The sequence below is a fragment of the Sphingomonas sp. CV7422 genome (genome assembly GCF_027945725.1).
Taxonomy (GTDB): Bacteria; Pseudomonadota; Alphaproteobacteria; order Sphingomonadales; family Sphingomonadaceae; genus Sphingomonas; species Sphingomonas kyungheensis.
Genome location: NZ_CP115900.1, coordinates 2,031,465 through 2,057,187, shown reverse-complemented (window position 1 = coordinate 2,057,187; position 25,723 = coordinate 2,031,465). Strand labels below are relative to the sequence as shown.

At 69.2% G+C, this 25,723-nt stretch carries 20 protein-coding genes; 10 read left to right on the top strand and 10 right to left on the bottom strand.

Annotation, left to right across the window (positions count from 1 at the left end; translation table 11 throughout):
• Positions 1-224: 224 nt before the first annotated feature.
• Positions 225-2,012 (bottom strand): cation:proton antiporter domain-containing protein, encoded by a 1,788-nt coding sequence (locus PBN85_RS09975; protein ID WP_271298852.1) that lies wholly within the window; start codon positions 2,010-2,012, stop codon positions 225-227.
• A 185-nt stretch (positions 2,013-2,197) separates the two neighbouring features.
• Between PBN85_RS09975 and PBN85_RS09970 the strand changes: the two genes are divergently transcribed.
• Complete coding sequence (locus tag PBN85_RS09970; protein ID WP_271298851.1) at positions 2,198-3,193, top strand: alpha/beta hydrolase; 996 nt, start codon at positions 2,198-2,200, stop codon at positions 3,191-3,193.
• A 95-nt stretch (positions 3,194-3,288) separates the two neighbouring features.
• Here the strand turns inward: PBN85_RS09970 and PBN85_RS09965 are convergent, their stop codons facing one another.
• Both PBN85_RS09965 and PBN85_RS09960 read right to left on the bottom strand, forming a co-directional pair.
• Positions 3,289-5,121: a lytic transglycosylase domain-containing protein gene (locus PBN85_RS09965; RefSeq protein WP_271298850.1), complete on the bottom strand. Its 1,833-nt coding sequence runs from the start codon at positions 5,119-5,121 to the stop codon at positions 3,289-3,291.
• Entirely contained in the window at positions 5,118-5,846 is a 729-nt protein-coding gene (locus PBN85_RS09960; protein ID WP_037536273.1) for a uracil-DNA glycosylase, read from the bottom strand. Before PBN85_RS09960 ends, PBN85_RS09965 begins: the two co-directional genes overlap by 4 nt.
• A 163-nt stretch (positions 5,847-6,009) precedes the next feature.
• Here PBN85_RS09960 and PBN85_RS09955 point away from each other — a divergent pair, with 163 nt between their 5' ends.
• From PBN85_RS09955 to PBN85_RS09935, 5 genes are all read left to right on the top strand, one after another.
• The gene (locus PBN85_RS09955) at positions 6,010-7,662 is read left to right on the top strand and encodes an electron transfer flavoprotein-ubiquinone oxidoreductase (RefSeq protein WP_037536475.1); all 1,653 of its coding nucleotides are present in this window, start codon (positions 6,010-6,012) and stop codon (positions 7,660-7,662) included.
• Complete coding sequence (locus PBN85_RS09950; RefSeq protein WP_271298849.1) at positions 7,634-9,238, top strand: tetratricopeptide repeat protein; 1,605 nt, start codon at positions 7,634-7,636, stop codon at positions 9,236-9,238. Before PBN85_RS09955 ends, PBN85_RS09950 begins: the two co-directional genes overlap by 29 nt.
• A complete protein-coding gene (locus tag PBN85_RS09945) occupies positions 9,235-10,068 on the top strand; it encodes a 4-(cytidine 5'-diphospho)-2-C-methyl-D-erythritol kinase (protein WP_271298848.1) in 834 nt (277 codons plus the stop codon). Before PBN85_RS09950 ends, PBN85_RS09945 begins: the two co-directional genes overlap by 4 nt.
• Before the next feature lie 120 nt (positions 10,069-10,188).
• Positions 10,189-11,262, top strand: coding sequence for a recombinase RecA (recA, locus tag PBN85_RS09940; protein ID WP_037536277.1), 1,074 nt, complete (start codon positions 10,189-10,191; stop codon positions 11,260-11,262).
• A 197-nt stretch (positions 11,263-11,459) separates the two neighbouring features.
• A complete protein-coding gene (locus tag PBN85_RS09935) occupies positions 11,460-12,095 on the top strand; it encodes a glutathione S-transferase family protein (RefSeq protein WP_271300877.1) in 636 nt (211 codons plus the stop codon).
• 259 nt (positions 12,096-12,354) lie between these two features.
• Here PBN85_RS09935 and PBN85_RS09930 read toward each other — a convergent pair whose 3' ends face one another.
• Positions 12,355-13,668, bottom strand: coding sequence for a dicarboxylate/amino acid:cation symporter (locus tag PBN85_RS09930; protein WP_271298847.1), 1,314 nt, complete (start codon positions 13,666-13,668; stop codon positions 12,355-12,357).
• Between the two features lie 75 nt (positions 13,669-13,743).
• On the opposite strand from PBN85_RS09930, the gene PBN85_RS09925 reads away from it, so the two are divergent.
• The 3 genes from PBN85_RS09925 to alaS are packed head-to-tail and all read left to right on the top strand — an operon-like array spanning position 13,744 to position 18,385.
• Complete coding sequence (locus PBN85_RS09925; RefSeq protein ID WP_271298846.1) at positions 13,744-15,000, top strand: M24 family metallopeptidase; 1,257 nt, start codon at positions 13,744-13,746, stop codon at positions 14,998-15,000.
• Positions 15,000-15,668 carry a phytanoyl-CoA dioxygenase family protein gene (locus tag PBN85_RS09920; RefSeq protein ID WP_271298845.1) on the top strand — a complete coding sequence of 223 codons (669 nt, stop codon included), beginning with the start codon at positions 15,000-15,002 and terminating at the stop codon, positions 15,666-15,668. The genes PBN85_RS09925 and PBN85_RS09920 overlap by 1 nt, the downstream gene beginning before the upstream one ends.
• A gap of 59 nt (positions 15,669-15,727) precedes the next feature.
• Entirely contained in the window at positions 15,728-18,385 is a 2,658-nt protein-coding gene (gene alaS, locus PBN85_RS09915) for an alanine--tRNA ligase (protein ID WP_271298844.1), read from the top strand.
• A gap of 37 nt (positions 18,386-18,422) precedes the next feature.
• Here the strand turns inward: alaS and PBN85_RS09910 are convergent, their stop codons facing one another.
• The 6 genes from PBN85_RS09910 to yaaA form a co-directional block, all read right to left on the bottom strand.
• Complete coding sequence (locus PBN85_RS09910; protein WP_271298843.1) at positions 18,423-18,992, bottom strand: hypothetical protein; 570 nt, start codon at positions 18,990-18,992, stop codon at positions 18,423-18,425.
• A 96-nt stretch (positions 18,993-19,088) separates the two neighbouring features.
• A complete protein-coding gene (locus tag PBN85_RS09905; protein WP_037536293.1) occupies positions 19,089-19,442 on the bottom strand; it encodes a DUF952 domain-containing protein in 354 nt (117 codons plus the stop codon).
• Positions 19,439-22,252, bottom strand: coding sequence for a DNA gyrase subunit A (gene gyrA / locus PBN85_RS09900; RefSeq protein ID WP_037536295.1), 2,814 nt, complete (start codon positions 22,250-22,252; stop codon positions 19,439-19,441). The genes PBN85_RS09905 and gyrA overlap by 4 nt, the downstream gene beginning before the upstream one ends.
• A gap of 105 nt (positions 22,253-22,357) precedes the next feature.
• Entirely contained in the window at positions 22,358-22,648 is a 291-nt protein-coding gene (locus tag PBN85_RS09895) for a hypothetical protein (RefSeq protein ID WP_037536296.1), read from the bottom strand.
• A 125-nt stretch (positions 22,649-22,773) separates the two neighbouring features.
• Positions 22,774-23,463 carry an SDR family oxidoreductase gene (locus tag PBN85_RS09890; protein WP_037536298.1) on the bottom strand — a complete coding sequence of 230 codons (690 nt, stop codon included), beginning with the start codon at positions 23,461-23,463 and terminating at the stop codon, positions 22,774-22,776.
• Positions 23,460-24,200, bottom strand: coding sequence for a peroxide stress protein YaaA (gene yaaA, locus PBN85_RS09885; RefSeq protein WP_037536300.1), 741 nt, complete (start codon positions 24,198-24,200; stop codon positions 23,460-23,462). The genes PBN85_RS09890 and yaaA overlap by 4 nt, the downstream gene beginning before the upstream one ends.
• 160 nt (positions 24,201-24,360) lie before the next feature.
• Between yaaA and PBN85_RS09880 the strand changes: the two genes are divergently transcribed.
• On the top strand, positions 24,361-25,665 hold the full coding sequence (locus tag PBN85_RS09880; RefSeq protein WP_037536301.1) for a tetratricopeptide repeat family protein: 1,305 nt from the start codon (positions 24,361-24,363) through the stop codon (positions 25,663-25,665).
• The last annotated feature ends 58 nt before the right edge of the window (positions 25,666-25,723 follow it).

Here is a 25,723-nt window from a genome sequence, read left to right as displayed (position 1 = left end):
GGGTCACGCGGAGGCGCGGAGGCGCGGAGAAGGAGTTTGCGCGCAGAGGCGCAGAGGCGCAGAGGTGTTGCGCCGCGGCGCGCAGCGCCTCCTCTATTCTCATTGGAGATAGCAAGCAGTTTCGCTGAGTCGCCTGTCGTCGGCTTTTTGACGTGGAACCCTCTTCTCCTCCGCGCCTCCGCGCCTCCGCGTGAACCCTCTTCCTGCGTTCCTTGCGCCCGCACTCAGGCCGACCGCACATCCTCGCTCATCCGCCGCACCCGCCGTATGCGCGGTTCGCGGTCGAGTTCCGCCGCCGCACGGATCGTCTGGCGCAGCTCGTCGCGCTTTGCATGGATCGAGGCGATCACCGGCCCCATCGCGACGCCGAGATCGACCAGCACCGCCTCCGACAATTGCAGCGAGCTTTCGAGCGTTTCCGGCACCGCGTCGGTCACCCCGGCGCGATAGAGTTCGGCGGCGTGGTGCGGATCGCGGGCGCGGGCGATGATCGGCAGGTCGGGGGCCAGCGCGCGCATCCGCCGCGTCAGCTGCACGGTCAGCACCGGATCGTCCATCGTCAGGATCAGCGCGCGCGCGCGGGCGAGGTCGAGCCGCTCCACCCAGTCGCCGCGGGCGATATCGCCGAACATCACCGGGTGGCCGCTGCGCCGCGCCTCGACGACCGCATCGATATCCGCCTCGACCGCGAGATAGCGCTGGCCGTGCACCGCGAGCAGGTCGGCGACCATCCGGCCGACGCGGCCGAAGCCGATCACCACCGCGCCCGGCCCGTCGCCGCCGTCGTCGGCGGGCAGCGGGTCATTGGGCGCGAACCGGTCGATGCCGCGCGACAGCCGCTTGCCCGCCTGCGCGAGCAGCGGCGTCAGCGTCAGCCCGATCGCGGTCACCGTCTGCCAGAAGGCGGCGGTCGACGGCAGGATCAGCTGCGCCTGCGCCGCGGTGGCGAGGACGATCAGCGTCGTTTCCGACGGGCTGCCCATCAGCAGCCCGGTCTCCGCGGCGACGCCGCGCCCGGTCTGCGCGACGCGGAGCAGCAGGAAGGTGACGATCGCCTTGATCCCGACAACCGCGGTCACGCCGCCGAGCAGCGACGGCCAATTGGCGAGCACTTCGCCAAGATTGACGCTCATCCCGACGGTGATCAGGAACACGCCGAGCGCCAGGCCTTTGAACGGCGCGGTGATGACCTCGACCTCGTTATGATATTCGGTCTCGGCGATCAGCAGCCCGGCGAGCAGTGCGCCGACGATCGGCGACAGCCCCGCCGCTGTGGTCGCGACGCTCGCGGTGATGACGACGAGCAGCGAGGCGGCGAGGAACAGCTCCGGGCTCTTGGTCCGCGCCGCCTGCGCGAACAGCCGCGGCAGCACCAGCCGTCCGCCCAGATACATCACCACCACCGTCGCCAGGCCGCGCAGCGCGACTCCGGCGATGCCGACCCAGCCGTCCGGGCTCGCGGTCGGCGCCATCGCGCCCAGCGCGAAGATGATCGGCACCAGCGCGAGATCCTCGAACAGCAGCATCGCGAAGGCGGCGCGGCCGACCGGGCTCGTGGTGCCGACCAGCGGCAGCACCAGCGCGGTCGACGACAGCGCGAGCGCAAGCCCGAGCCCCGCCGAACCGCCCCAATCCTGGCCGAGCAGATGCACCGCCACCGCGATCAGCACCGCCGATCCGATCAGTTCGGCGGGACCGATGCCGAACACCTGCGCCCGCATCGCCCACAGGCGCTTGAAGGACAGCTCGAGCCCGATCGAGAACAGCAGCAGCACGATGCCGAATTCGGCGAAGGGCTCGATCGAATGCGGGTTGGAGATGGTCAGGTAATAGAGCCATGGCGCGCGATCGGTCAGCGCTCCGAGCCCCGCCGGCCCGACCAGCACGCCGACGAGGATGAAGCCGATGATCGGGCTGACGCGAAACCGCGCAAAGGCGGGGATCACCAGCCCCGCCGCCCCCAGGATCACCAGCGCATCGCTGAACCCCGCATTATCCAGTCCGATTGCCATAGCCACTCTGTAGAGGGGGTTCGGCGAAAGTCAGCCCATCATTGGTCGGGGAGGTCAGTCCTCCGGTTCGACGCGGGCCCGGGACCGAGCCATGAGCAAATCTCCGGACAGACGGGATCAAAGGTTCTTTGTCGCCGGCGCAGCCACGCCATAGACCCGGTGCGTCAGAGACCAGGGAATTTCGCATGACGCCGTTTCGCTTAGCGTTGCTCACCGCACTGACGATCGGGGCTGCCAGCGGAGCCTGCGGCCGCGCCGGCAAGCCCGATGCGCCGCCCGCGCCGGCTCGAACGAGCGCCCCGTCGACGTGGCAGCCGCGCGCGGGTTTGCGGCAGATGCGCATCTGGCCGGGCGCCGCCCCCGACGGCACGTTCCGGCCGCAGCCGCCGGAAAGCGTCCAGAGCTATCCCGACCCCGGTGCGACCGGCGGAATATCCGCCGCCGTGCTCAACGTTTCCGTCCCGACGATGACCATCATGCCCGCTCGGGGCCATGCCAATGGCGCCGCCGTCATTGTCTTTCCGGGCGGCGGTTTCCAGAAGGTCTTCGTCGACCTCGAAGGCGTCGAGATCTGCGACTGGCTGACCGGCAGGGGCATCACCTGCATCGTCTCCAAATATCGCGCCCCCGGCGGCAACGACTTCTGGGACGACAAGACGCAGCGTCGCATCACCCCCGCGATCCCGCGCGCGCTGCAGGATGCGCAGCGGACGATCCGGCTGGTGCGGTCGATGGCGGGGCGGCTCGGCATCGATCCGCATCGCATCGGCGTGCTCGGCATGTCGGCGGGCGGCTATCTCGTCGCCCAGACCAGCAACATCGTCGAACCCACCTATCGCCCGGTCGATGCCGTCGACGCGGTGAGCAGTCGGCCCGATTTCGCCGTGGCGCTCTATCCGGGGCACATCTGCCGCCAACACGGCACGTTCGATCCGAAACTGCCGGTCAGCCGCGCCGCGCCGCCGACCTTCATCGCCCAGGCGTGGAACGATCCGGTCGATCCGATCTGCAACAGCCTGATGTACGCGTCGGCGCTCGACAAAGCCGGCGTGTCGACCGAAGTCCACCTCTTTGCCAAAGGCGGACACGCCTTTGCGCTGCGCCACGGCAGCGAGCCGGTTGGGCAGTGGCCGCGGCTCGTCGAGCTGTGGCTGTGTGCGATCGGAATGGTGAGCGCGTGAACCTCTCCTGCAATACCTCGCCCGCGGCCGGTGCCGAGAGGAGATGGATGCCGTGAGGATCGCTGCCGAAGTCCGGCGCTAGCGCACCACCCGCCTCAATTCCCCGCCACCGTCGTCCGCGACTGCGGGCTGACGCTGCCGTTCACCGCGATCGCGGTGTTGCTCGGGCGGCCGGCGATGCGGACCGCGGCGGCGCCGGGCAGGCCGGGGAAGCGCGGCCACATGCCCTGCGCCAGCGCGGAGCGGCTCGCCGAGGCCTTGCGGCCGCCTTGTGCCTCGTACATCCAATAGTTGCGCAGCACCGTGGTGACATAGCCGCGCGTCTCCCAATAGGGGATGCTTTCGATGTAGAGCAGCGGGTCGCCATTGTCGTGGACGATCGCGTTCCAGTCGCCGACCGGTCGCGGGCCGGCGTTATAGGCGGCGATCACCTTGGGCAGCAGCCCGCCGGTCACGCCCGCCATGTCGCGCAAGCGCTCCAGATGGCGCTGGCCGATGTCCATGTTGGTCGCCGGCTTGGTCAGCGCCGCCTTGTCGAGCGGCAGGCCGCGTTCGCGCGAATAGTCGGTCGCGGCGGCGGGCATGATCTGCATCAGGCCATAGGCGCCGGCGGGGCTCACAACCTTGTTGCGGAAGCCGCTTTCCTCGAGCGTATGGGCATAGACCAAGGCCTTGTCGACGCGCCAGCCGCTCGACGGGGTCCAATTGGGCGTCGGGTAGCGCGCCTCGGCGGTGGCGACGACGCCCTGCGGGCAATTGTGTGCGAGCCAGACGGTCGTGGCGGGCAGGCTGAGCGCCTCGGCGACGCGGACCAAGCTGCCGAATTCGGCCGGGTCGCCGATCCGCGCCTGCTGGCGCACGACGGTGTCGGCAAGGTCGGTCTCGCCGATCTCGGCGAGCGCGGCGGCAACGCGGATGTTCGGCCGCTTGTCGAGCCGCGCCCAGTCGGCGGCGACGACCTGCGTCGACGGGCGGCTGGTATCGCGGATCAGCAGCGCCTGTCGGGCGAGCTGGCCGTAGAAGCTTTCGGAGAATTGCGCCGCGGACTGCAGGCGCGCCTGCACGCGGTCGGGGCGGCCGCACATCATATCGGCCCGCGCCGCCCAATAGAGCGCGGCGGCACGCAGATCGACGTCGGTGGCGCGCGCAGCGACGCCGGAGAATTCGCCGGCCGCGGCGGCGCAGTCATTCTGCCGCCAGGCGGCGAGCGCACCCATCCAGCGCCCCTGGACCGCCCAGTCGCCGTCGCCCGCGGCGGCCTTGGCCGCCATCGCGCGCGTATTGCGATCGTCGCCGGTGAGATAATACATCCAGGCGACCTTCGCCTGCCATTCGCTCAGCGCCTCGGGCGACAGGCCGGGCGTCGATTCGAGCAGCGCCTGCGCCTCGGCGCCCATGTCGCCCTTGATATAGGGCTGCATCGCCACGGCGAGCCCGGCGGCGACCTCGTCGCTGCGTGTCGCCTTGGCACGGACGCGGCGCGGCGCGCCGTCCTGCCAGATCAGCCGCTGCGCCTGCGGCAGCGGCGGCAGCTCCGCCGCACCGCGGCTGCGGGCGAGGCGGGCGAGGGTCTCCGCCTCGGGCAGCTCGGGTGCTTCGTTGAGCAAGGCGACGAGCGGTTCCATCTCGATCCGCGGCGAGCCCTTGGCGGTATAAAGTTCGGCGCGGGCGATCGCGTGCAGCGGGCCGGGCTTCATCGCGTCGAGCCCGAGCTGCGCATCCTGCCACCTGCCGTCGCGGATCGCCTGGAACACCGCGCGATAGCCCTCGCGCTGGCTGGCATCGAGCTGATCGGGAATGCGATCGGCGAGCGCGGCGGCGGTGACCGGCCTCGCATCGCCGGCCGGATCGCCGGGCGCGGCGTCCGCGGCGGCGGGGAAGGTGGCGGGGAGCGCGAGCGCGACGAGCAGGGCGAGCGTGCGGGTCATGCGGGTCCGATCAGCAATTGCAGGTCCTTCCAGGCCTCCGCCTTGGCCACGGGCTTTTCGAGCAGGAAGCGCGGGTGGAAAGTGGCGACCACCCCGGTCTTTCCGCTTCTATGGTTAAATGAGTGTAAAGACCCGCGTGCCGCCGGCATTTCCGCCCCCAGAACGGCACGGCTCGCCGCATTGCCGAGCAGCAGCAGCCGTTGCGGCGCGACCAGCCCGACATGATGCTGCGCGATGGCGGACAAACGCGTCTCGGTATCGGGCGGCATCCGGCCGGCGACCGGCCGCTTCGCGCAGACCGCGGCGAGGTGGATGGTCTCGCGGCTCAGGCCGATCGCGGCGAGCATCCGGTCGAACAAGGCGCCCGCCTGTCCGCTGAGCAAGCTGCCGGCCTCGCCATCCTCCTTGTCGGGGCAGTCGACCAGCACCATCACCGCCGCATCGTGCGGGCCGCTCGCCGCGATCGAGATCCCGCGCCAGGAGACTTCCGGCACCGCATCGCCGGCGCGCCAGGCGATGAAATCGGCGATCCGGTCGGGCATCGTCGCCGCGGCCGGCGCCGCCGCGAGGGCAGGGGCGGGGGCGGGCATCGCCGGAACGACCATCGGCTCGGCGAGCCAGTCGCGCGGCGTATCGGCGACGAGCGTGTCGACGCCCGCCTCCTGCCACCAGTCGAGCGCGCTCGCGACGCCCGCCAGCCAGTCGCTATGTTGATCGGCCCCCACGCTGTTCCTTTTTGTTTCCCCGAACCTTCCCTAGGTTGACGTTTGCGTCAACTTGTCCGATCGCGATCCGGAGACGAGACGTTGTCGGGATGCGCCTGAACGCTTTTCATGCCGCCGACAACCGCAAGCACGATGCATCCAGTGGGATGCCGGGAGTGGAATGATGTCGGAACGCGAATCGATGCCCTATGACGTGGTGATCGTCGGCGCCGGCCCGGCGGGCCTGTCGGCGGCGATCCGCTTCAAACAGGTCGCTGCCGAACAGGGCGCCGACCTGTCGGTCTGCGTGCTCGAAAAGGGCTCGGAGGTCGGCGCGCATATCCTGTCGGGCGCGGTGATCGATCCGCGCAGCCTCGACGAGCTGCTGCCCGACTGGCGCGAGGATTGCCCGCTGGCCGAGGTGCCGGTCACCGACAATCTCCATTGGGTGCTCAGCCCGACGAAGAAGACGGTGCTGCCGCATCTGTGGACGCCGCCCTTCCTCCACAACAAGGGCACCTATACCGGCAGCCTCGGCAATCTGTGCCGCTGGCTCGCCGGCAAGGCGGAGGAACTCGGCGTCGAGATCTTCCCGGGCTTCGCCGCCGCCGAGGTGCTGTTCGACGACGGAGGCCGCGTGATCGGTGTCGCCACCGGCGACATGGGCGTGGCGCGCGACGGCACGCACAAGCCCGACTATACGCCGGGGCTCGAACTCCACGCCAAATACACCTTTTTCGCCGAAGGCTGCCGCGGTCACCTGAGCAAGGAGGTGATCCGCACCTTCGACCTCGCGCGCGACGCGCAGCCTCAGGTCTACGGCCTCGGCGTCAAGGAATTGTGGGACATCGATCCGGCGCTGCACCAGCCCGGACGGGTGATCCACACCCAGGGCTGGCCGCTCGGCGACGACGCCAATGGCGGCGGCTGGCTCTACCATCAGGCGAACGGGCAGGTCAGCCTCGGCTTCGTCACCTGGCTCAACTACACCAATCCCTATCTGTCGCCCTTCCAGGAAATGCAGAAGTGGAAGACGCATCCGGAGATCGCCGCGCTGCTCAAGGGCGGCAAGCGGGTCTCCTACGGCGCGCGCGCGATCAGCGACGGCGGCTTGCAGTCGATCCCCAAGCTCGTCTTCCCCGGCGGCGCGCTGATCGGTGACAGCGCCGGTTTCCTCAACGTGCCGCGGATCAAGGGCACGCATACCGCGATGAAGAGCGGCATGATGGCTGCCGAGGCCGCCGCCGCCGCGATCCTGTCGCAGCGCCAGCATGACGAGCTCGTCGCCTATCCGCAGGCGTTCGAGACGAGCTGGGTCAAAAAGGAGCTGTCGATCGTCCGCAACGTCGTGCCTCTGGTCAAGAAGTTCGGCGATTTCCTCGGCTCCGGCCTTGCCGGCGTGACGATGTGGCTCGAGCATTTCGGCATCCGCATGCCGTTCACGATGAAGCATCATCCGGATCACGAGAGCCTGTGGCGCAAGGATCTGGTCAAGCCGCCGGTCTATCCCAAGCCCGACGGCGTGCTGACCTTCGACCGCCTGTCCTCGGTGTTCCTGTCGAACACCAATCACGAGGAGGACCAGCCGGTCCACCTGACGCTCAAGGACCCGAACGTGCCGGTCGAATATGACCTGCCGCTCTACGACGAACCGGCGCAACGCTATTGCCCGGCCGGCGTTTACGAGATCGTCGGGCAGGAGACGGGCGAGCCGAAGTTCGTCATCAACGCGCAGAATTGCGTCCACTGCAAGACGTGCGACATCAAGGACCCGACCCAGAACATCAACTGGGTGGTGCCGGAGGGTGGTGGAGGCCCGAATTATCCCAACATGTAAGCGCCTGATCCTCGCCGCGGCGGTCGGCTGTGCCACGATCGCGCCGGCGGCGGCGGACACCGCGCGGCTTGCCGATTACCTGAAGGCCGGGGCGGCGGATGCCGACGGCCGCGTCGACCTCGCCGCCGCAGGCTATGCCCGCGCGCTGGCGGCGGCGCCGACCAGTACGGCGGTCGCGGTGCGCGCCTATCGCGAGGCGCTCGCCGCGGGCGACGTCGCGCTCGCCACCCGCGCCGCCGCGGTGCTGCGCGGCCAGCCGGGCGCCCCCGCCGATCTGCCGCTGTTGCCGCTCGCGCTTGCCGCCGCCCGCGGCGACGCTGCGGGCGCGAGCGCCGCGACCGATGCGCTCGCCACCACCCCGCTCGGCGTGCTCGCGCCGTCGCTGCGCGCCTGGATCGCCTTCGCGAGCAAGCAGAACCCGGCGCCGGCGATTCTCGCCACCGGCAAGGACCCGGTCGCGCAGCGGCTTGCCGCCGAGACCGCGGCATTGATCCAGATCGCCCGCGGCGACACCGCAAAGGGTCTGGCCACGGTCCAGGCGCTGCGCGAGACCGGCTCGCCGATCGACCTGCGCCTCTCCGCCGGTCAGTTGCTGTTCGGCCTCGGGCAGAAGGATCAGGCCCGCAGCCTGCTCGCCGGCGACGATCCGGTGTTCGCGGCATTGCGCGAGGGCGATGCCGCGCAGCCGACGCTCGGCTTCGGCGTATCGCGGCTGCTCGGCCGGATCGCCGGCGACCTTGCCGATCAGGATGCAAGCGAGCTGTCGATCGCGCTCGCCCGCACCGCGCTGATCGCTTACCCCGCCAATGATCGCGTGCGGCTGCTGCTCGCCGGCGCTCTCGCCAAGGACAAGGCGTTGCCGCGCGCGCTGACCGCGCTCGACGGGATCGGCGCGGCGAGCCCCTATGCCTCGACCGCGCTGGCGACGCGGATCGCGATCCTCACCGCCGCCGGTCGCCAGGAGGAAGCGCTCGCCATCGCCCGCACGGGGGCCGAGCGGCCGGGGGCGGGCGAGGGCGACTGGCAGACCTATGCCGACCAGCTCACCGCGCTCGACCGGCATCGCGAGGCGGTCGGCTGGTACCGCCGCGTCGTCGATGCCGATCCGACCGCGTGGAGCGCATGGCTGCAATATGGCGGTGCGCTCGAACAGGCGGGCGACTGGCCGGCGAGCCGCGCCGCGTTGCAGAAGGCGGTGGCGATCGCCCCGGCCGAACCGCTCGCGCTCAACTATCTCGGCTATGCGCAGGCCGAGCGCGGCATCGACGTGCCGCAGTCGATCGCGATGCTCGAACGCGCGCATGCGCTCAAGCCCGACGATTCCTCGATCGCCGATTCGCTCGGCTGGGCCTATTTCCTCAGCGGCGATATTGCGCGGGCGCAGCCATTGATCGAGCGTGCCGCCGCGGTCGACACCGTCAATGCCGAGATCGGCGAGCATCTCGGCGATCTCTACTGGACGCGCGGCCGGCGCTACGAGGCGCGCTACGCCTGGCGCGCCGCGGCGCTGACCGCGACGCCGGCCGAGGCGCAGCGGCTCGCCGCCAAGGCCGCGAACGGATTGCCGCCGCGATGATCGTCGAACCCGCCCCTGCCAAGATCAATCTCGCCCTGCACGTGCGGCATCGCCGCGCCGACGGCTATCATGCTCTGGAGACGCTGTTCGTCTTCGCGGCCGATGGCGATACGATCACCGTCGTTCCCGCCGCGGCGGACAGCTTCACGATCGCCGGACCGTTCGCCGATGCGCTCGCGGGCGGCAATCCCGCGGACAATCTCGTGCTGCGCGCGGCGCAGGGGTTCGCCGGCGTGTTCGGCATCGCCCAGGCGCATGCGATCACGCTCGACAAGCATCTGCCGATCGCCTCGGGGATCGGCGGCGGCTCGGCGGATGCCGCGGCGACCCTGCGCGCGCTCGCCCGCCTGCACGGCATCGCCACCGACGACCCGCGGTTGTTCGTGCTCGCCGAGACGCTCGGTGCCGACGTTCCTGCCTGCCTGCTCGGGCGGGCGACGCTGGGTACCGGCAAGGGGGAGGCGCTGCTGCCGGTCGAGGGGCTGGCGGGTATGCCGGTGCTGCTCGTCAATCCGGGCGTCGCGGTCGGCACCGCCGCGGTCTTCGCGCGCTGGGACGGGATCGATCGCGGCGCGATCGCCGAGGACGGGGACCTGCTCGCCCGCGCCCGCGCCGGCCGCAACGACCTCGAACCGCCCGCCCGCGCGATCGCGCCGGTGATCGACGCGGTGCTCGCCCAGCTCGCCGCCGCGCCTGACGTGCTTCTGGCGCGCATGTCGGGGAGCGGCGCGACCTGCTTCGCGCTGTTCGACGAGCCGGCGGCGCGGGATGCGGCCGCGGAGCGCGCGCGCGCCTGCGGCTGGTGGACGCTGGCGACGCGGCTGACGTGATCCGGCACCCTCGATCGGGTAAAATCCGCGTTCCCCTCTTGTTCTCACGGAACAAACACCGTACATGGTGAACAGACGCGTTGCCCCGACGGCGCGCTTGCTCTAGCGAGGACCCTCCCGATGGCCGCCAATCTGAAAGTGATCGACACCGGCATGGCAACCGCAAATACCGACCGGCAAAAGGCGCTCGACGCCGCGCTGGCGCAGATCGACCGCGCCTTCGGCAAGGGCTCGGCGATGAAGCTCGGCCAGAAGGAGGCGATGCAGGTCGAGGCGATCTCGACCGGTTCGCTCGGTCTGGACATCGCGCTCGGCGTCGGCGGCCTGCCGCGCGGCCGCGTGATCGAGGTCTATGGCCCCGAATCGTCGGGCAAGACGACGCTCGCGCTGCACGTCATCGCCGAGGCGCAGAAGGGCGGCGGCACCGCGGCCTTCGTCGACGCCGAACATGCGCTCGACCCGGTCTATGCCAAGAAGCTCGGCGTCAACATCGACGAGCTGATCGTCTCGCAGCCCGACACCGGCGAACAGGCGCTGGAGATCGTCGACACGCTCGTCCGCTCCAATGCGATCGACGTGCTAGTCGTCGATTCGGTCGCCGCGCTGGTTCCCCGCGCGGAGATCGAGGGCGAGATGGGCGACAGCCACGTCGGCCTGCAGGCGCGACTGATGTCGCAGTCGCTGCGCAAGCTGACCGGGTCGATCAGCCGGTCGCGTTGCATGGTGATCTTCATCAACCAGCTGCGCATGAAGATCGGCGTGATGTACGGCAATCCGGAGACGACGACGGGCGGCAACGCGCTGAAGTTCTACGCCTCGGTCCGCCTCGACATCCGTCGCACCGGCGCGATCAAGGACAAGGAAGAGGTCACTGGCAACGCCACCCGCGTCAAGGTCGTCAAGAATAAGGTCGCGCCGCCGTTCAAGCAGGTCGAGTTCGACATCATGTACGGCGAGGGCATTTCGAAGATCGGCGAGATCCTCGATCTCGGCGTCAAGGCCGGGCTGGTCGAGAAATCGGGCGCGTGGTTCAGCTACGACAGCGTCCGCATCGGTCAGGGTCGCGAGAATTCGAAGAACTATCTGCGCGAACATCCCGAGATGGCCGACCGGCTCGAAAAGGCGATCCGTCAGCGGACCGAAAAGGTCGCCGAGGAGATGATGGCCGGACCGGAAGCCGACGACGACATCTGATGCGCGCCCGGCGCTATGCGACGACAGGAGGCTCGCCGGCGACGGCGGGCCTCTTTTGTCTTTGGGGCGCTCGCGGTGCGCCGTCTAGGCTCGCGCTCCGGGTTCGATCGACGGCGTCGCGCGTCAGGCAACGAAATCGTGCCGTCGGGAATTGGCAAGAGGTGCGCGCGGCCTGAGCCGCGATGAAGGGAAGTCAGATGATCATCGTCCACCATCTCGAAAACAGCCGGTCGCAGCGTATCCTGTGGATGCTCGAGGAGCTCGGCTTCGACTATCAGGTCAAGCGCTATCAGCGCGACGCCAGGACGATGCTCGCGCCCCCCGAGCTCAAGCGCATCCATCCGCTCGGCAAGTCGCCGGTGATCGAGGATCTCGACGCCGACGGCGGCCGCGTCGTCGCAGAGACGGGCGCGATCGTCGAATATCTCGTTGAAAAGGCCGATGGCCGGCTCGGACCGCCGCCGCACCGCGATTCGGCGCTGCGCTATCGCTTCTGGCTCCATTATGCCGAAGGCTCGATGATGCCGCCGCTGCTGCTCAAGCTGGTGCTCAGCCGTATTCCGCTGATGGGCAAGCCGGCGATCAAGCGCATCCAGCCGATGATCGACGTCCACCTCGACTATGTCGAGGCGGAGCTGTCGCAGCGGCCGTGGTTCGCGGGCGACGACCTCACCGCCGCCGACGTGATGATGAGCTTCCCGCTCGAGGCGGCGCGCAGCCGCGCGGGGCTCGACGCGTCGCGCCCCGCGACGATCGCCTGGCTGAACAAGGTCCACGCCCGTCCGGCCTATCAGGCGGCGTTGGAGAAGGGCGGTCGCTACGCCTACGCCTGATCGGGGCGATGGGCGGGTGAGGGCGGCGCCCGAAGACGCGAACCTGTGGCTGGAGCTGGTTCGCGCGGAGGCGCGGAGGCGCGGAGGGTTGCGATAGGAGCGTCGTTTCCGCGTACGTCACGGCCGTCAGGGCAAATTGCCGCGTTCGCGGCAACCCTAATCTCCGCGCCTCCGTGCCTCCGCGTGAACCTCCTTTTGGATCACGTCTTCATGCCTTCGCGTGACCTTACCCGCCGGCGGCTGGACCCCGGCGAAGCGCTCAATCCCGGAACCGCGTCGTCGCCTCCGCCGCCGGTCCGTGCGAGACCAGCGGGTCGATCGTCGCCGGCTCGCGCGGGTCGAGGCCGCCCTCCCATTTCGCCACCACCGATGCGGCGACGGCATTGCCGATGACGTTGGTCGCGGTGCGGCCCATGTCGAGGAAATGGTCGATCGCCAGGATCAGCAGCAATCCCGCCTCCGGGATCTTGAACACCGGCAGCACCGCCGCGATGACCACCAGGCTGGCGCGCGGCACCCCGGCGATCCCCTTGGACGAGATCATCAGGAACAGCAGCATCGCGATTTGCGTGCCGAGCGGCAGCGCGATGCCATAGGCCTGGGCGATGAACAGCGACGCGAAGGTCATGTAGATCATCGAGCCGTCGAGGTTGAATGAATAGCCGAGCGGCAGCACGAAGCTGGCGATCCGCGGCGGCACCCCGAACTTGTCGAGCGCCTCCAGCATGCGCGGATAGGCGGCTTCCGACGAGGCGGTGGTGAAGGCGACGAGCAATGGCTCGCGCACATAGCCGATCAGCGCCCGGATGCGCGGTCCGATGAACAGGAAGCCGAGGCCGAGCAGGATCGCCCACAGGCACAGCAAGGCGAGGTAGAAGCTGCCCATGAAGAAGGCGAGTTGACCGATCACCCCGGCACCGCGCTCGGTCAGCGTCGCCGCGACCGCGCAGAACACCGCGACCGGGGCGACGCGCATGACGTAATCGGTGATCCGCAGCATCACCGCGACCAGCCCGTCGATCGCCCGGGTCAGCGGCGCGGCCCGCTCGCCGACCGCGGTGATCGCGACGCCGACGAAGATCGAGAAGACGACGATCTGGAGGATCTCGTTGGTCGCCATCGCCTCGACCATCGATGCCGGGACGATATGGGTGATGAACGTGTCGAGGCTGAACGCCGCGGTAGCGATCCCCGCATCGGCATCGACCGGCGGCAAGGGCAGGTTGATGCCGACGCCGGGGTGGATCAGATTGACCAGCACCAGCCCGAGGCCCAGCGAGATCAGGCTGGCCGACACGAACCAGCCGATCGCCTTGGCACCGACCCGGCCGAGCGACGCGGTATCGCCCATCTGGGTGATGCCGCTGACCAGTGTCGCGAACACCAGCGGCGCGATGATCATCTTGATGAGGCGCAGGAAGACGGTGGTGCCGATGGCGAAATAGCCGGCGATGCCCTTCAGCCGCGCCGCGGCGGCGGGCGTGCCGTCGTCGAGCCATCCGTTGATCGCCAACCCGACGACGACGCCAAGCAGCAGGCCGATCACGATAAACACAGTCAGCCGTTTGGCCATGCAGCAAGTCTCCCAATATCGCCGGCCACGGAAGGGGATTGCGACCGCCGGGTCAAGCGCCGTATCGCTGGCATCATGATCGCCACCCCCTCGCGCCGCGCGCTGCTCGCCGCTGCGGCGACGGTGCCCCTGCTTTCCGCCGGGCTGCTCCGCGCCGCCGAACCCGATCTGTCGGCATTGCGCGACATCACCACGGGCGCGACGCCGATCGGCGCGGACGAGCGGGCGCGCCGCCTCGCCCGGGCGCAGGCGCTGATGGCGGCGAATGGCCTCGGCGCGGTGCTGATCGAGCCGGGCTCGTCGATGCTCTATTTCACCGGCGTGCGCTGGGGGCGCAGCGAGCGCCCGACGCTCGCCATCCTGCCGCGCGAGGGCGCGCCGCTGATCGTCACGCCCTTCTTCGAGGAACCCTCGGTCCGCCAGACGCTCGCCGTGCCTGCCGAGGTCCGCGTCTGGCAGGAGGACGGCAATGCGCTCGCCGTCGTCGCCGCCTGGCTGCGGGAGCGGCGGCTCGACCGGCTGCCGATCGGGATCGAGGAGACGGTGCGCGTCTTCATTCCGAGCGATCTCGCCCGCTACGCGCCCGACGCCAGGCAGGTCGGCGCCAATCCGGTGGTGCGCGGCTGCCGGATGATCAAGACACCGGCCGAACTTGCGCTGATGGAGACGGCGACCAAGGTGACGCTTGCCGCCTATCACTGGCTCGCGCCGCGGATCGAGGCGGGGATGAGCGGCAGTGCGATCGGCGCGCTGATGAATGCGGCGACGACCAGGCTCGGCGGCGATCCCGAATTCGCGCTGGCGCTGATCGGCCCGGCGGCAGCGCTGCCGCACGGCAGCCGCGAGGTCCATCGCATCGCCGATGGCGCGCTGCTGCTGATGGACTGCGGCTGTACGGTGCAGGGCTATCAATCGGATATCTCGCGCACCTGGGTGCCGCGCGGCACGGCGAGCACGGCGCAGCGCACCGTTTGGGATCAGGTCGCGCACGGGCAGCAGGTCGCACTCGACGCGGCGCGGATCGGCGCCACCGCGGGCAGCGTCGATGATGCGGTGCGGCGCTATTACACCGGCCTCGGCTATGGTCCCGATTACGCGCTGCCGGGCCTGTCGCATCGGACCGGCCATGGCATCGGCATGGACGGGCACGAGCCGGTCAATCTCGTCCGCGGCGAGACGACGCGGCTGGCCGCGGGCATGTGCTTCTCGAACGAGCCGGGCCTCTACCTTCCCGGTCGGTTCGGCGTACGCATCGAGGATTGCTTCCACATGACCGCCGCCGGCCCGCGCTGGTTCAGCACACCGCCGGCCTCGATCGACGCGCCCTTGTGATGCGGGTGCGGCTGGCGGACCGGGGCTATGCCAGATGGGATGGCCGCCTCGATGCGGCGGCATGCGACGCGCTCGCCGATCTCTTCGGGCATCTGCCGCCGGACCAGCCGGGACTGCGGATCGACCCGACGCGCTGCGCCGCGCTTGCCGCCTATCGCGCGATCGCCCCAACGCTGATCGATCTGCTCGGGCCGCGGGCGCGCCCGGTGCGGGCCTTGCTGTTCGACAAGCGTGACGGCGCCAATTGGGCGCTCGGCTGGCATCAGGATCGTACCGTCGAGGTCGCCGAGCGGATCGACGTGCCGGGTTTCGGCCCGTGGACGAGGAAGCAGGACCGGCTGCACGTCGCCCCGCCGATCGCCGTGCTGGCGGCTATGGTGACCGTCCGCCTCCATCTCGATCCGGTCGGGCCGGACAATGGCCCGCTCCACGTCGCGCCGGGTTCGCATCGCCTCGGCGTAATCGCGGAAGCGGCGATCGACGCCGTGGTGGAACGCTGTGGCAGCGCCGTGTGTCTGGCGGAGGCGGGTGACATATGGTTCTACGCCACGCCGATCCTGCACGGCTCCGCCCGCGCCGCCTCCGGTCGACGCCGTCGGGTGCTCCAGATGGACATAGCGGCGGCGGACTTGCCCGGCGGGCTGCGCTGGGCCGACGACGCGCTGTGATCCGGCGGCGGCGAACGGCGCTTGAGGGCGGGCCGTCTCTCGCCTAAGTCGCTTGGCCTATGATCTCGACCAACGACATCCGCCGCGGCTTCCTCGACTATTTTGCGAGCGCGGGGCACGCCATCGTGCCCTCGGCGCCACTGGTGCCGCAGAACGATCCGACGCTGATGTTCGTCAACGCCGGCATGGTGCCGTTCAAGAACGTCTTCACCGGCCTCGAGACGCGGCCCTACGTCACCGCGACCAGCAGCCAGAAGTCGGTGCGCGCCGGCGGCAAGCACAACGACCTCGACAATGTCGGCTATACCGCGCGGCATCACACCTTCTTCGAGATGCTGGGCAATTTCTCCTTCGGTGATTACTTCAAGGAACAGGCGATCCATCATGCCTGGACGCTGCTCACCGGCGTCTGGGGCATTCCGGCCGAAAAGCTGACCGCCACCGTCTATCATACCGACGACGAGGCGCATGGCCTATGGACCAAGTATCTGCCGGAAGAGCGGATCATCCGCATCGCCACCAAGGACAATTTCTGGGCGATGGGCGACAGCGGGCCGTGCGGCCCCTGTTCGGAGATCTTCTACGACCATGGCGCGCACATCCCCGGCGGCCCTCCCGGCAGCCCGGACGAGGACGGCGACCGGTTCGTCGAGATCTGGAACCTCGTCTTCATGCAATATGAGCAGGACGCCAACGAAATCGTCGGCGAGTTGCCCAAGAAGTCGATCGACACCGGCATGGGGCTGGAGCGGATCGCCGCGGTGCTGCAGGGCGTCCACGACAATTACGATACCGACACGTTCAAGGCGCTGATCGCCGCCTCGACCTCGCTGACCGGTACCGATGCGGAAGGGCCGCGGCGTGCGTCGCACCGCGTCATCGCCGATCACCTGCGCTCGTCGGGCTTCCTCGTCGCCGACGGCGTGCTGCCGGCCAATGAGGGGCGCGGCTATGTGCTACGCCGGATCATGCGGCGGGCGATGCGCCACGCGCACCTGCTCGGCGCGAAGGAGCCGCTGATGCACCGGCTGGTGCCGGCGCTGGTCGCCGAGATGGGCGCGGCCTATCCCGAGCTGGTCCGCGCGCAGCCGCTGATCGAGGCGACGCTGCGCCAGGAAGAGACGCAGTTCCGCAAGACGCTCGACAAGGGGCTCAAGCTGCTCGACGAGGCGACGGTCGATATGGCGGCGGGCGCGACGCTCGCCGGCGAAACCGCCTTCCGCCTCTACGACACGTTCGGCTTCCCCTACGACCTGACCGAGGACGCGCTGCGCGAGCGCGGCCTGACCGTCGATCGCGCCGGCTTCGACGCGGCGATGGCCGAGCAGAAGCGCGCGGCCCGCGCGGCGTGGAAGGGATCGGGCGCCAAGGCGTCGGACGATCTGTGGTTCGACATCGCCGAAGAGACCGGCTCGACCGAGTTCATCGGCTATAGCGCCGACGTCGGCGAGGGCGAAGTGGTCGCGCTGGTCAAGGACGGCGCGCGCGTCGATCAGGCCGCCGCCGGCGACACCGTCGCGATCATCGTCAACCAGACGCCCTTCTACGGCGAGAGCGGCGGGCAGGTCGGCGATACCGGCGTGATCTCGACCGATGCGGGTCTGCGCGCCAGCGTGACCGAGACGTCGAAGCAGCTCGGCCGCGTCTTCGTCCATCGAGCGGTGGTGGAGAGTGGCGCGATCACGGTCGGCGATGCCGTCCGCCTGCAGATCGACGTCGCCCGCCGCGCGCAGATCCGCGCCAATCATTCGGCCACGCATCTGCTGCACGAGGCGCTGCGCCAGCGGCTCGGCACGCATGTCGCGCAGAAGGGTTCGCTGGTCGCGCCCGAGCGGCTGCGGTTCGACGTCTCGCATCCGGTGGCGATGACCGCCGCCGAACTCGCCGACGCCGAGGCTGCGGTCAACGCACAGATCCGCGGCAACGGCAGCGTGACGACGCGGCTGATGACCCCCGACGAGGCGATCGCCGAAGGCGCGATGGCCTTGTTCGGCGAGAAATATGGCGACGAGGTCCGGGTTGTGTCGATGGGCAGCGAGGACGGCGGCAAGACCTATTCGGTCGAGCTGTGCGGCGGCACCCACGTCAATGCGCTCGGCGACATCGGCCTGTTCAAGGTGATCGGCGAGGGCGCGGTATCGTCCGGCGTCCGCCGCGTCGAGGCGCTGACAGGCGAGGCTGCGCGTGCCTATCTCACCGCCCGCGACGAGCGGCTGCGCGAGGCGGCGATCGCGCTCAAGACCACGCCCGACGAGGTGCCGGCGCGCGTCGCGGCGTTGCTCGACGAGCGGCGGCGGCTCGAGCGCGAGCTGGCCGAGGCGAAGAAGGCGCTGGCGATGGGCGGTGGCGGCGGAGCCGCGGCTGGGCCGGAGCAAGTCGGCGGCGTCGCCTTCCTCGGTCAGATACTCGACGGCTTCGACGCCAAGGGGCTGCGCGGCGCGGTCGACGATGCCAAGCAGCGCCTGGGCGGTGCCGGTGTCGCGGTGATGGTCGCGGTGAACGACGGGCGCGCGTCGATCGCGGTCGGCGTGAGCGAGGATCTGGTGGGCCGCGTCAGCGCGGTCGACCTGCTGCGGCGGGCGGTGACGGTGCTCGGCGGTCAGGGTGGCGGTGGCCGGCCCGACATGGCGCAGGGCGGCGGACCCGATGGCGGCAAAGCGGCCGAGGCGATCGAGGCGATCCGCGCGGCGCTGACCGAAATGGCGGCGTCCGCCTGACGGAAGGGGCGGGGGAGGCGAACCTCCCCCGGCCCGATTACTTGGCCGCGCCGGCGGTGGCACCAGCGGTGGCGGCGGCGAGCTGATCGGCGGTGATGCCGACGATGACCTTGCCGGTCGCATCGGCGGTAAAGCCGGTGATCGGCAGCTTCACATCGCCCTTGGCGGTGGTCACCGTCACGAACTGCGCGTCTGCCGACTTGATCGTGCCGAGATTGGCGCCGTTGAGACCCGACACTGCGGTGCCCGGGGTCAGCTTCGCCTTCACCGCCTGCTGCGCCTGCGCCTGCGAGCTGGCGACCGCGGCGTCGAGATCGGCCTTGGTCATCGCCATGGCGAAGCCCTTGTCGGTCTTGCCGATCGACGCCGGCGGCACGGGCACCTGCGCGGTGCCGGTGTTGAGGATCACCGCCTGCGGCGTGATGCTGGCGACGGTGCCGAGCGCCACGCCAGCGCTGTCGTAAATGGTCGCGCCGACGGTGGGCGCGGAGGCGGTCGCGGAACCGGCAGTGGTCGCGGCGGCGCCGGGAGCGGGCTGGGCTTGCTGTGCCAGAGCCGCGGCGGGCACCATCATCAGGCTGCCGATCGTCAGGGCCAGGGTACGCATTCGAGATTCTCCATCTTCGTCGTTGTGACTTGGTAACGATGGGGTTTCGAATGCGGTTCCGCCCGCTTTTCTCGGCGAGCGGAGCCCGGACCGGGATCAACTGGTGGTCGGCAATCGTACCGTCCCGTCTTCGGCACGGCTCAGCGGACCGAAGGCGACGGCGGTTTCGAGCAGCAGCGGCTCGTAGAGATGCGGGAAAAGCTGGCCGCCGCGCGATTCCTCCCAGCGCAACGTCTCGCCGAAGCTGCCGAGATCGACCGCGACGACATGCAGATCGTCCTGACCGGCGAAATGCTTGTCGACCGTCTCGGTCAGCTGCGCCTCGGTCGACAGATGGATATAGCCATCGGCCCGGTCGACCGGCGCACCGTCGAAGCGGCCGTCGCGTTCCAGCGTCGCCATCTGCTCGCCGGTCAGCACCTTATAGGCGATGTTCGGCCGTTCGCTCATCCCTCGTCCCCTTCGTCATCGCTCTCGTCGACCTGTTCGTCCATCGTCTGCGGCCCGGTGCCGTCGTCGACGATCAGCGCGTCCTCGGCCGGATGCGCCGGGGCGCGGCCGAGTTCGGCGGCTACCACCGCCTGCGCCTCGTCCTCGGGCTCTTCCTCTTCGTCGATGCGCGCGGCGGAGACGACATGTTCGTCCTTGGCGACGCTGAACAGCGTGACGCCCTGCGTGTTGCGCCCGGTGACGCGGACGTCGCCTACCGACATGCGGATCAGCTTGGCCTGATCGGTGACGAGCATCAGCTGCTCGCCCGAATGCGCCGGGAAGCTCGCCACCACCGGACCGTTGCGGCCCGCGGAGACGATGTTGGTGATCCCCTGGCCACCACGATTGGTGCGGCGATATTCGTACGCCGAGGTGCGCTTGCCATAGCCGTTCTGGGTAACGGTGAGGATGAACTCCTCCGCCGCCTCCATTGCCGCCATCGTCTCGGCGTCGAGCGTCGTCTCGCGCTCGCCTTCCTTCCACGGCGCGGCGCGGAGATAGGCGTCGCGCGTGTCGGTATCGAAGGGCACGCCGCGCAGGATCGACAGGCTGATCACCTCGTCGCCCTCGGCGAGGCTGACGCCGCGCACGCCGGTCGAGGTGCGGCTCTGGAATTCGCGCACGTCGGTCGCGGCGAAGCGGATCGCCTTGCCGTTGCGGGTGGCGAGCAGCACGTCGTCGCTCTCGGTCAGCACCGCGACGCCGATTAGTTTATCGTCCGAGCCTTCGTCAAAGCGCATCGCCAGCTTGCCGTTCGACGGGATGTTGGCGAAGGCGTCCATCGCGTTGCGGCGGACGGTGCCGTTGGCGGTGGCGAACATGACGTGCAGGTCGCCCCAGCGCGTCTCGTCCTCCGGCAGCGGCAGCACCGTCGAGATCGTCTCGCCGGGACTGAGCGGCAGCAGGTTGATCATCGGCCGCCCGCGCGTCGCCGGCCCGCCCTCGGGCAGGCGCCAGACCTTCTGGCGATAGACCTTGCCGAGATTGGAGAAGAACAGCACCGGCGTGTGCGTCGAGGTGACGAACAGTGAGGTGATCGCATCCTCGTCCTTGGTCGCCATGCCGGCGCGCCCCTTGCCGCCGCGCTTCTGCGCGCGGAAGGTGTCGAGCGGGGTGCGCTTGATATAGCCCTGCACCGTGACGGTGACGACCATGTCCTCGCGCTCGATCAGATCCTCGTCGTCGATGCCGTCGGCGGCCGCGGCGATCTCGGTGCGGCGCGGGGTCGCGAAGATGGCGCGGACGTCGACCAGCTCCTCGCGCATCACCTCGTACAGCCGCTTGCGGTTGCCGAGGATTTCCAGCAGCGCCGCGATCGAATCGGCGAGGCCCTTGAGCTCGTCGCCGATCTCGTCGCGGCCGAGAGCGGTGAGGCGATGCAGGCGCAGGTCGAGGATCGCGCGCACCTGCGTGTCCGACAGGCGATAGCCGTCACCGACCTGCGTGCCCTCGACCGCCTCGACCAGGCTGAGATAGGGCGCGATCTCGGCGATCGGCCATTCGCGCGCGAGCAGGGCGGCGCGCGCCTCCGCCGGGCTCGACGACCCGCGGATGATCCGCACCACCTCGTCGAGATTGGTGACCGCGATCACCAGACCGAGCAGGATATGGGCGCGGTCGCGCGCCTTGTTGAGCTCGAACTTCGAGCGTCGGGTGATGACCTGTTCGCGGAACTGGACGAAGGCCTGGATGATGTCGCGGAGGTTGAGCGTCTCCGGCCGGCCGCCGCGGATCGCGAGCATGTTGGCGGGGAAGGAGCCCTGCGCCGGCGTATGCCGCCACAGCTGGTTGAGCACCACCTCCGGCGTCGCGTCGCGCTTGAGGTCGATGACGATCCGCACGCCCTCGCGGTTCGATTCGTCGCGGATGTCGCTGACGCCCTCGATGCGCTTGTCCTTGGCGGCCTCGGCGATCTTCTCGACCAGCGCGTTCTTGCCCTGCTGGAAGGGGATTTCGGTGAGCACGATCGAGGTGCGGTCGCCGCGCGCCGTCTCGATCTTGTGGCGCGAACGCACGATGATCGAGCCGCGGCCGGTATTGTAGGCCGAACGCGCGCCGGCGCGGCCGAGGATGATCGCGCCGGTCGGGAAGTCCGGTCCGGGAACGATCTCCATCAGCTCCTCGATGGTGATCGGCTCGCCGCCGCTCACCGACCGGTCGATATAGGCGAGGCAGGCGTCGACCACTTCGCCGAGATTGTGCGGCGGGATGTTGGTCGCCATGCCGACCGCGATGCCGCCGGCGCCGTTGACCAGCAGGTTGGGGAAGCGCGCCGGCAGCACCTGCGGCTCACGCTCGCTGGCGTCGTAATTGGGCTGGAAGTCGACGGTATCCTTGTCGAGATCCTCCATCAGGTAATTGGCCGCGCGGGCGAGGCGCGCCTCGGTGTAGCGCATCGCGGCGGGCGGATCGGGATCCATCGAGCCGAAATTGCCCTGACCATCGATCAGCGGCAGCCGCATCGACCAGTCCTGCGTCATCCGCGCCAAAGCGTCGTAGATCGCGGTGTCGCCGTGCGGGTGATATTTACCGATCACGTCACCGACGATGCGCGCCGACTTGCGATAGGGGCGATTGAACAGGAAGCCGTTTTCCTGCGCCGAGAAGAGGATGCGGCGATGCACCGGCTTGAGGCCGTCGCGGACGTCGGGCAGCGCGCGCGCCACGATGACGCTCATCGCATAGTCGAGGTAGCTCGACTTCATCTCGTCGACGATGGAGATCGTCGCAATATCGGAGGGTTCGGCGAGGCTGGTCTCGTCGGCCAAGGCTATACGCTTTCGGATTGTTACACGGGTGTGCCGATCTTGTAGGCACCTCGCGACCGAAAGTCACGCGCGCACACGCGCGCGCGTGACGATAGAGCCTTTGTGTTACTTCTTGCAGGCGGCCTTGGTGGCGTTGCCCGCCTTGCTGCAATCATAGGTCACCGTCTTGCCGGTGCTGGTCTTGGTGGTCACCATCCGGCCCTTGGTCCCGGCGGTGGTGCGCGTCGTCGTCTTCGTCATCGTGGTCGGACGCGCCGCGGGCGTCTTGGTCGTGGTGGTGCGGCTGGTCATCGTCGTCTTGGCGCTGGTCGCGGTCTGCGCGCCGGTTGCGAAGGCGGCGGAGCCACAGCAGAGCGCGGCCGCCGTCAGGATGGCAACGGGCAAGGATTTGGTCATGACATCATCTCCCACCGGCCGACGCGGGATCGCGTCGCCTTGATGAGGACGATGCGCGCGATGCGCTGACGTGCCAATGGCCGGACGATGACGATTCTGTCATCTCCGCGCCACGGCGGCATGGCTCAGGGCGCGACCTCCTTGCCTTCGAAATCGAACAGCTTGCCGCTGTCGGTCACGCCGAGGCCGTCGATCACGTCGAGCAATTGCGAGGCGGCGCGATCGGGGGTGAACAGCGTGCCGGGGCGCACGTTCGCCTGGAACGGCTTGGACAAAGCGGTATCGACCGTACCGGGATGCAGCCCGACGAGGATCGCCCGATCGTTGCGCCGCCGCTCCTCGACGCTCAGCGTCCGCACCAGCTGGTTGAGCGCCGCCTTGGCCATGCGATAGCCGTACCAGCCGCCCAGCCGATTGTCGGAGATGCTGCCGATCCGCGCCGACAGCACCGCAAAGACCGTCCGCCCCTGTCTGGGCATCAGTGGCAGCAGATGCTTGGCGACCAGGGCAGGGCCGATCGCGTTGACGCGCAGCACCGTCTCCAGCCACGCCGGATCGAAGTCGCGATAGCTCTTCTCCGGCCCGTGGCGGGCGTCGTGGAGCAGGCCGGTGGCGAGGATGACCAGCGACGGCGGCGGGCCGGCGGCGATCCGCGCCGCGGCGGCGGCGACGCTCGCCTCGTCGGTGATGTCGATCGGCGCCTCGCCCGATCGCGACAGCGCATGGACCGGCGCATAGGCCGCCTCGTCGACCAGCGCCGCATGCAGCGCTGCGCCGATCCCGCCCGACGCGCCGATCACCACCGCCGCGCTCATCGCGCGAACCGCCAGACATCGTCGCCGCTCGCCGCCGCGTCGAAGACGTAGCCGTCGCTGTCGAAGCCGCGCATGTCGTCGATCCGGGTGATGCGATGCTCGACCATCCAGCGCGCCATCATCCCGCGCGCCTTCTTGGCGTGGAAGCTGACGAACCGGTCGCCGTCGCGGAAGTCGATGGCGACGACGCGGATGCCGGCGGGCAGATGGCCGCCGACACCCGCCCAATATTCCTGGCTGGCGAGGTTGAGGACGACGCCCTCGCCCTCCTCGGCGAGATCGGCGGCGAGGGCCTTGGCGATCCGGTCGCCCCACCAGTCGGTCAGCTTGGTCTTCCGCGGCGCCCAGCGCGTGCCCATCTCCAGCCGGTACGGCCGCATCAGATCGAGCGGGCGCAGCATGCCGTAGAGGCCGGAGAGCAGCCGCAGATGATCCTGCGCGAAGGGGAGCGCTTCCTCGGGCAGGGTCTTGACGTCGAACCCGGTATAGACGTCGCCGTCGAAGGCGAAGATCGCCGGCCGCTCGGGCGCGTCGGGGAAGTCGCGGAAGCGGTCGGCGTTGAGCTTGGCGAGCGCCGGCGAGATATGCATCAGTTCGGCAAGCTTCTTCTGCGTCAGATGCGCCGCCGCGGCCGCCAGCGTCTCCGCCTCGGCGGCGAAGCGCGGCCGGGTCGGGGTGAGGGCGGGGAGGGGCGACTCATAGTCGAGCGTCTTGGCGGGGGAGAGCAGGGCGATCATCGCCGGTCGCGGTAGCGGCCCCGCCGCCGCCGTTCAATCGCCGTTCAGTGCCGCCGGGGCAGACACCGCACGGCATCTGCTTGAACGGCTTGCGACGGACCGTTACAGCCGCGCAGACGTTAGCGGCAGCGATGCCTCACTATCTGGAGAGTAGGTTAGCATGAAGACCCTTTCGAAGCTTGCGCTGGCCGCGGTGCTGGCCACCGGCGTGAGCGGATTGGCGTTCGTCGCCCCCGCGATCGCCAAGAAGGAAGAGCCGGCGACGCCTGGCTTCAAGCTCAGCAAGCCGGTGCAGGCGATCGCCTTCCAGGCACAGGAAGCGGTGAAGTCGCGCAATGTCGCCACCGCCGAGCCGCTGGTCGCGCAGGTCGAGGCCGCCGCCACCACCGACGATGACAAATATATCGCCGCCGCGCTGCGCTACGATCTCGAGAACACCAAGCTCGTCATCGCGCAGGAGGCCAATCCGAAGGCACCGCTCGACGAGACCGGACTCGCCAAGCCGCTCGACGCGCTGATCGCCGCCAAGAACACGCCCGCCGCCGATCGCGGCAAATATTTGTTCCGCCGTGGCCAGCTCGCCTACAACAGCAACCAATATCCGGTCGCGACGCAATATTTCACGCAGGCGAAGGCCGCCGGCTACAATTCGCCCGACTTCGACCTGCAGCTCGCCAAGGTGAAGGTGCAGGCGGGCGATACCGCCGGTGGTCTCGCCGATCTCGATCGCTACATCACCGCGCAGAAGGCGGCGGGGCAGACCGTGCCGGAGGCCTATTACCGTTTCGGCATCGCCACCGCGAACAACAAGAAAATGGCGCCGGAAACGCTCGCCTGGATGCAGAAGTACGTCGCCGCTTATCCGAACGCCAAGGTGTGGCGCGACGTGATCCTGCAATTCGCCTTCGCGCAGAACAGCCTCGCCGCGCCGGACAAGTCGCAGACGGTCGATCTGTATCGCCTGCTCCGCGCCACCGGCTCGATGCCCGATCAGGCGATGTACGAGGATTACGCCAAGAACGTCTACGACAAGGGCAATCCGTATGAAGCGGCGGCGGTGCTCAAGGAAGGCATGGCAGCGGGCAAGATCCCCGCGACCAGTGCTTTCTCGAAGAGCCTGCTGACCGCGTCGAACACCGCGATCAAGGCGGACGGGTCGCTCGCCGGCAGCGAGAAGACCGCGCTGGCATCGAAGGACGGCAAGATCGCGGCCTCGACCGCCGACGCCTATCTCGGCCAGAACAACTATGCCAAGGCGATCGAATTGTATCGCGCCGCGCTGAGCAAGGGCGGTGTCGATGCCAATGAGGTCAACACCCGCCTCGGCATCGCGCTCGCCAAGTCGGGCGACAAGGCCGGCGCGCAGGCGGCCTTCGGTGCGGTGACGGGGAATCCGCGCGCCGGCATCGCCGCGCTGTGGAACACCTATACTCAGGTCGGCGCGACGCCCGCTCCGGCGGCCTGATCGCCTCACCGGTGATGCACAAGGGGGCGGTCCGGAGACGGGCCGCCCTTTTTGCGTC

What these genes read in the sequence shown, in the direction of transcription:
- PBN85_RS09905 (WP_037536293.1), bottom strand. Translation starts at nt 19,442, where the DNA reads ATGAGCGAACGGCCGAACATCGCCTATAAGGTGCTGACCGGCGAGCAG.
- PBN85_RS09925 (WP_271298846.1), top strand. Translation starts at nt 13,744, where the DNA reads ATGATCGCCACCCCCTCGCGCCGCGCGCTGCTCGCCGCTGCGGCGACG.
- yaaA (WP_037536300.1), bottom strand. Translation starts at nt 24,200, where the DNA reads ATGATCGCCCTGCTCTCCCCCGCCAAGACGCTCGACTATGAGTCGCCC.
- PBN85_RS09920 (WP_271298845.1), top strand. Translation starts at nt 15,000, where the DNA reads ATGCGGGTGCGGCTGGCGGACCGGGGCTATGCCAGATGGGATGGCCGC.
- recA (WP_037536277.1), top strand. Translation starts at nt 10,189, where the DNA reads ATGGCCGCCAATCTGAAAGTGATCGACACCGGCATGGCAACCGCAAAT.
- PBN85_RS09975 (WP_271298852.1), bottom strand. Translation starts at nt 2,012, where the DNA reads ATGGCAATCGGACTGGATAATGCGGGGTTCAGCGATGCGCTGGTGATC.
- PBN85_RS09965 (WP_271298850.1), bottom strand. Translation starts at nt 5,121, where the DNA reads ATGACCCGCACGCTCGCCCTGCTCGTCGCGCTCGCGCTCCCCGCCACC.
- PBN85_RS09945 (WP_271298848.1), top strand. Translation starts at nt 9,235, where the DNA reads ATGATCGTCGAACCCGCCCCTGCCAAGATCAATCTCGCCCTGCACGTG.
- PBN85_RS09955 (WP_037536475.1), top strand. Translation starts at nt 6,010, where the DNA reads ATGTCGGAACGCGAATCGATGCCCTATGACGTGGTGATCGTCGGCGCC.
- PBN85_RS09970 (WP_271298851.1), top strand. Translation starts at nt 2,198, where the DNA reads ATGACGCCGTTTCGCTTAGCGTTGCTCACCGCACTGACGATCGGGGCT.
- PBN85_RS09910 (WP_271298843.1), bottom strand. Translation starts at nt 18,992, where the DNA reads ATGCGTACCCTGGCCCTGACGATCGGCAGCCTGATGATGGTGCCCGCC.
- PBN85_RS09880 (WP_037536301.1), top strand. Translation starts at nt 24,361, where the DNA reads ATGAAGACCCTTTCGAAGCTTGCGCTGGCCGCGGTGCTGGCCACCGGC.
- PBN85_RS09930 (WP_271298847.1), bottom strand. Translation starts at nt 13,668, where the DNA reads ATGGCCAAACGGCTGACTGTGTTTATCGTGATCGGCCTGCTGCTTGGC.
- PBN85_RS09895 (WP_037536296.1), bottom strand. Translation starts at nt 22,648, where the DNA reads ATGACCAAATCCTTGCCCGTTGCCATCCTGACGGCGGCCGCGCTCTGC.
- PBN85_RS09935 (WP_271300877.1), top strand. Translation starts at nt 11,460, where the DNA reads ATGATCATCGTCCACCATCTCGAAAACAGCCGGTCGCAGCGTATCCTG.
- PBN85_RS09890 (WP_037536298.1), bottom strand. Translation starts at nt 23,463, where the DNA reads ATGAGCGCGGCGGTGGTGATCGGCGCGTCGGGCGGGATCGGCGCAGCG.
- alaS (WP_271298844.1), top strand. Translation starts at nt 15,728, where the DNA reads ATGATCTCGACCAACGACATCCGCCGCGGCTTCCTCGACTATTTTGCG.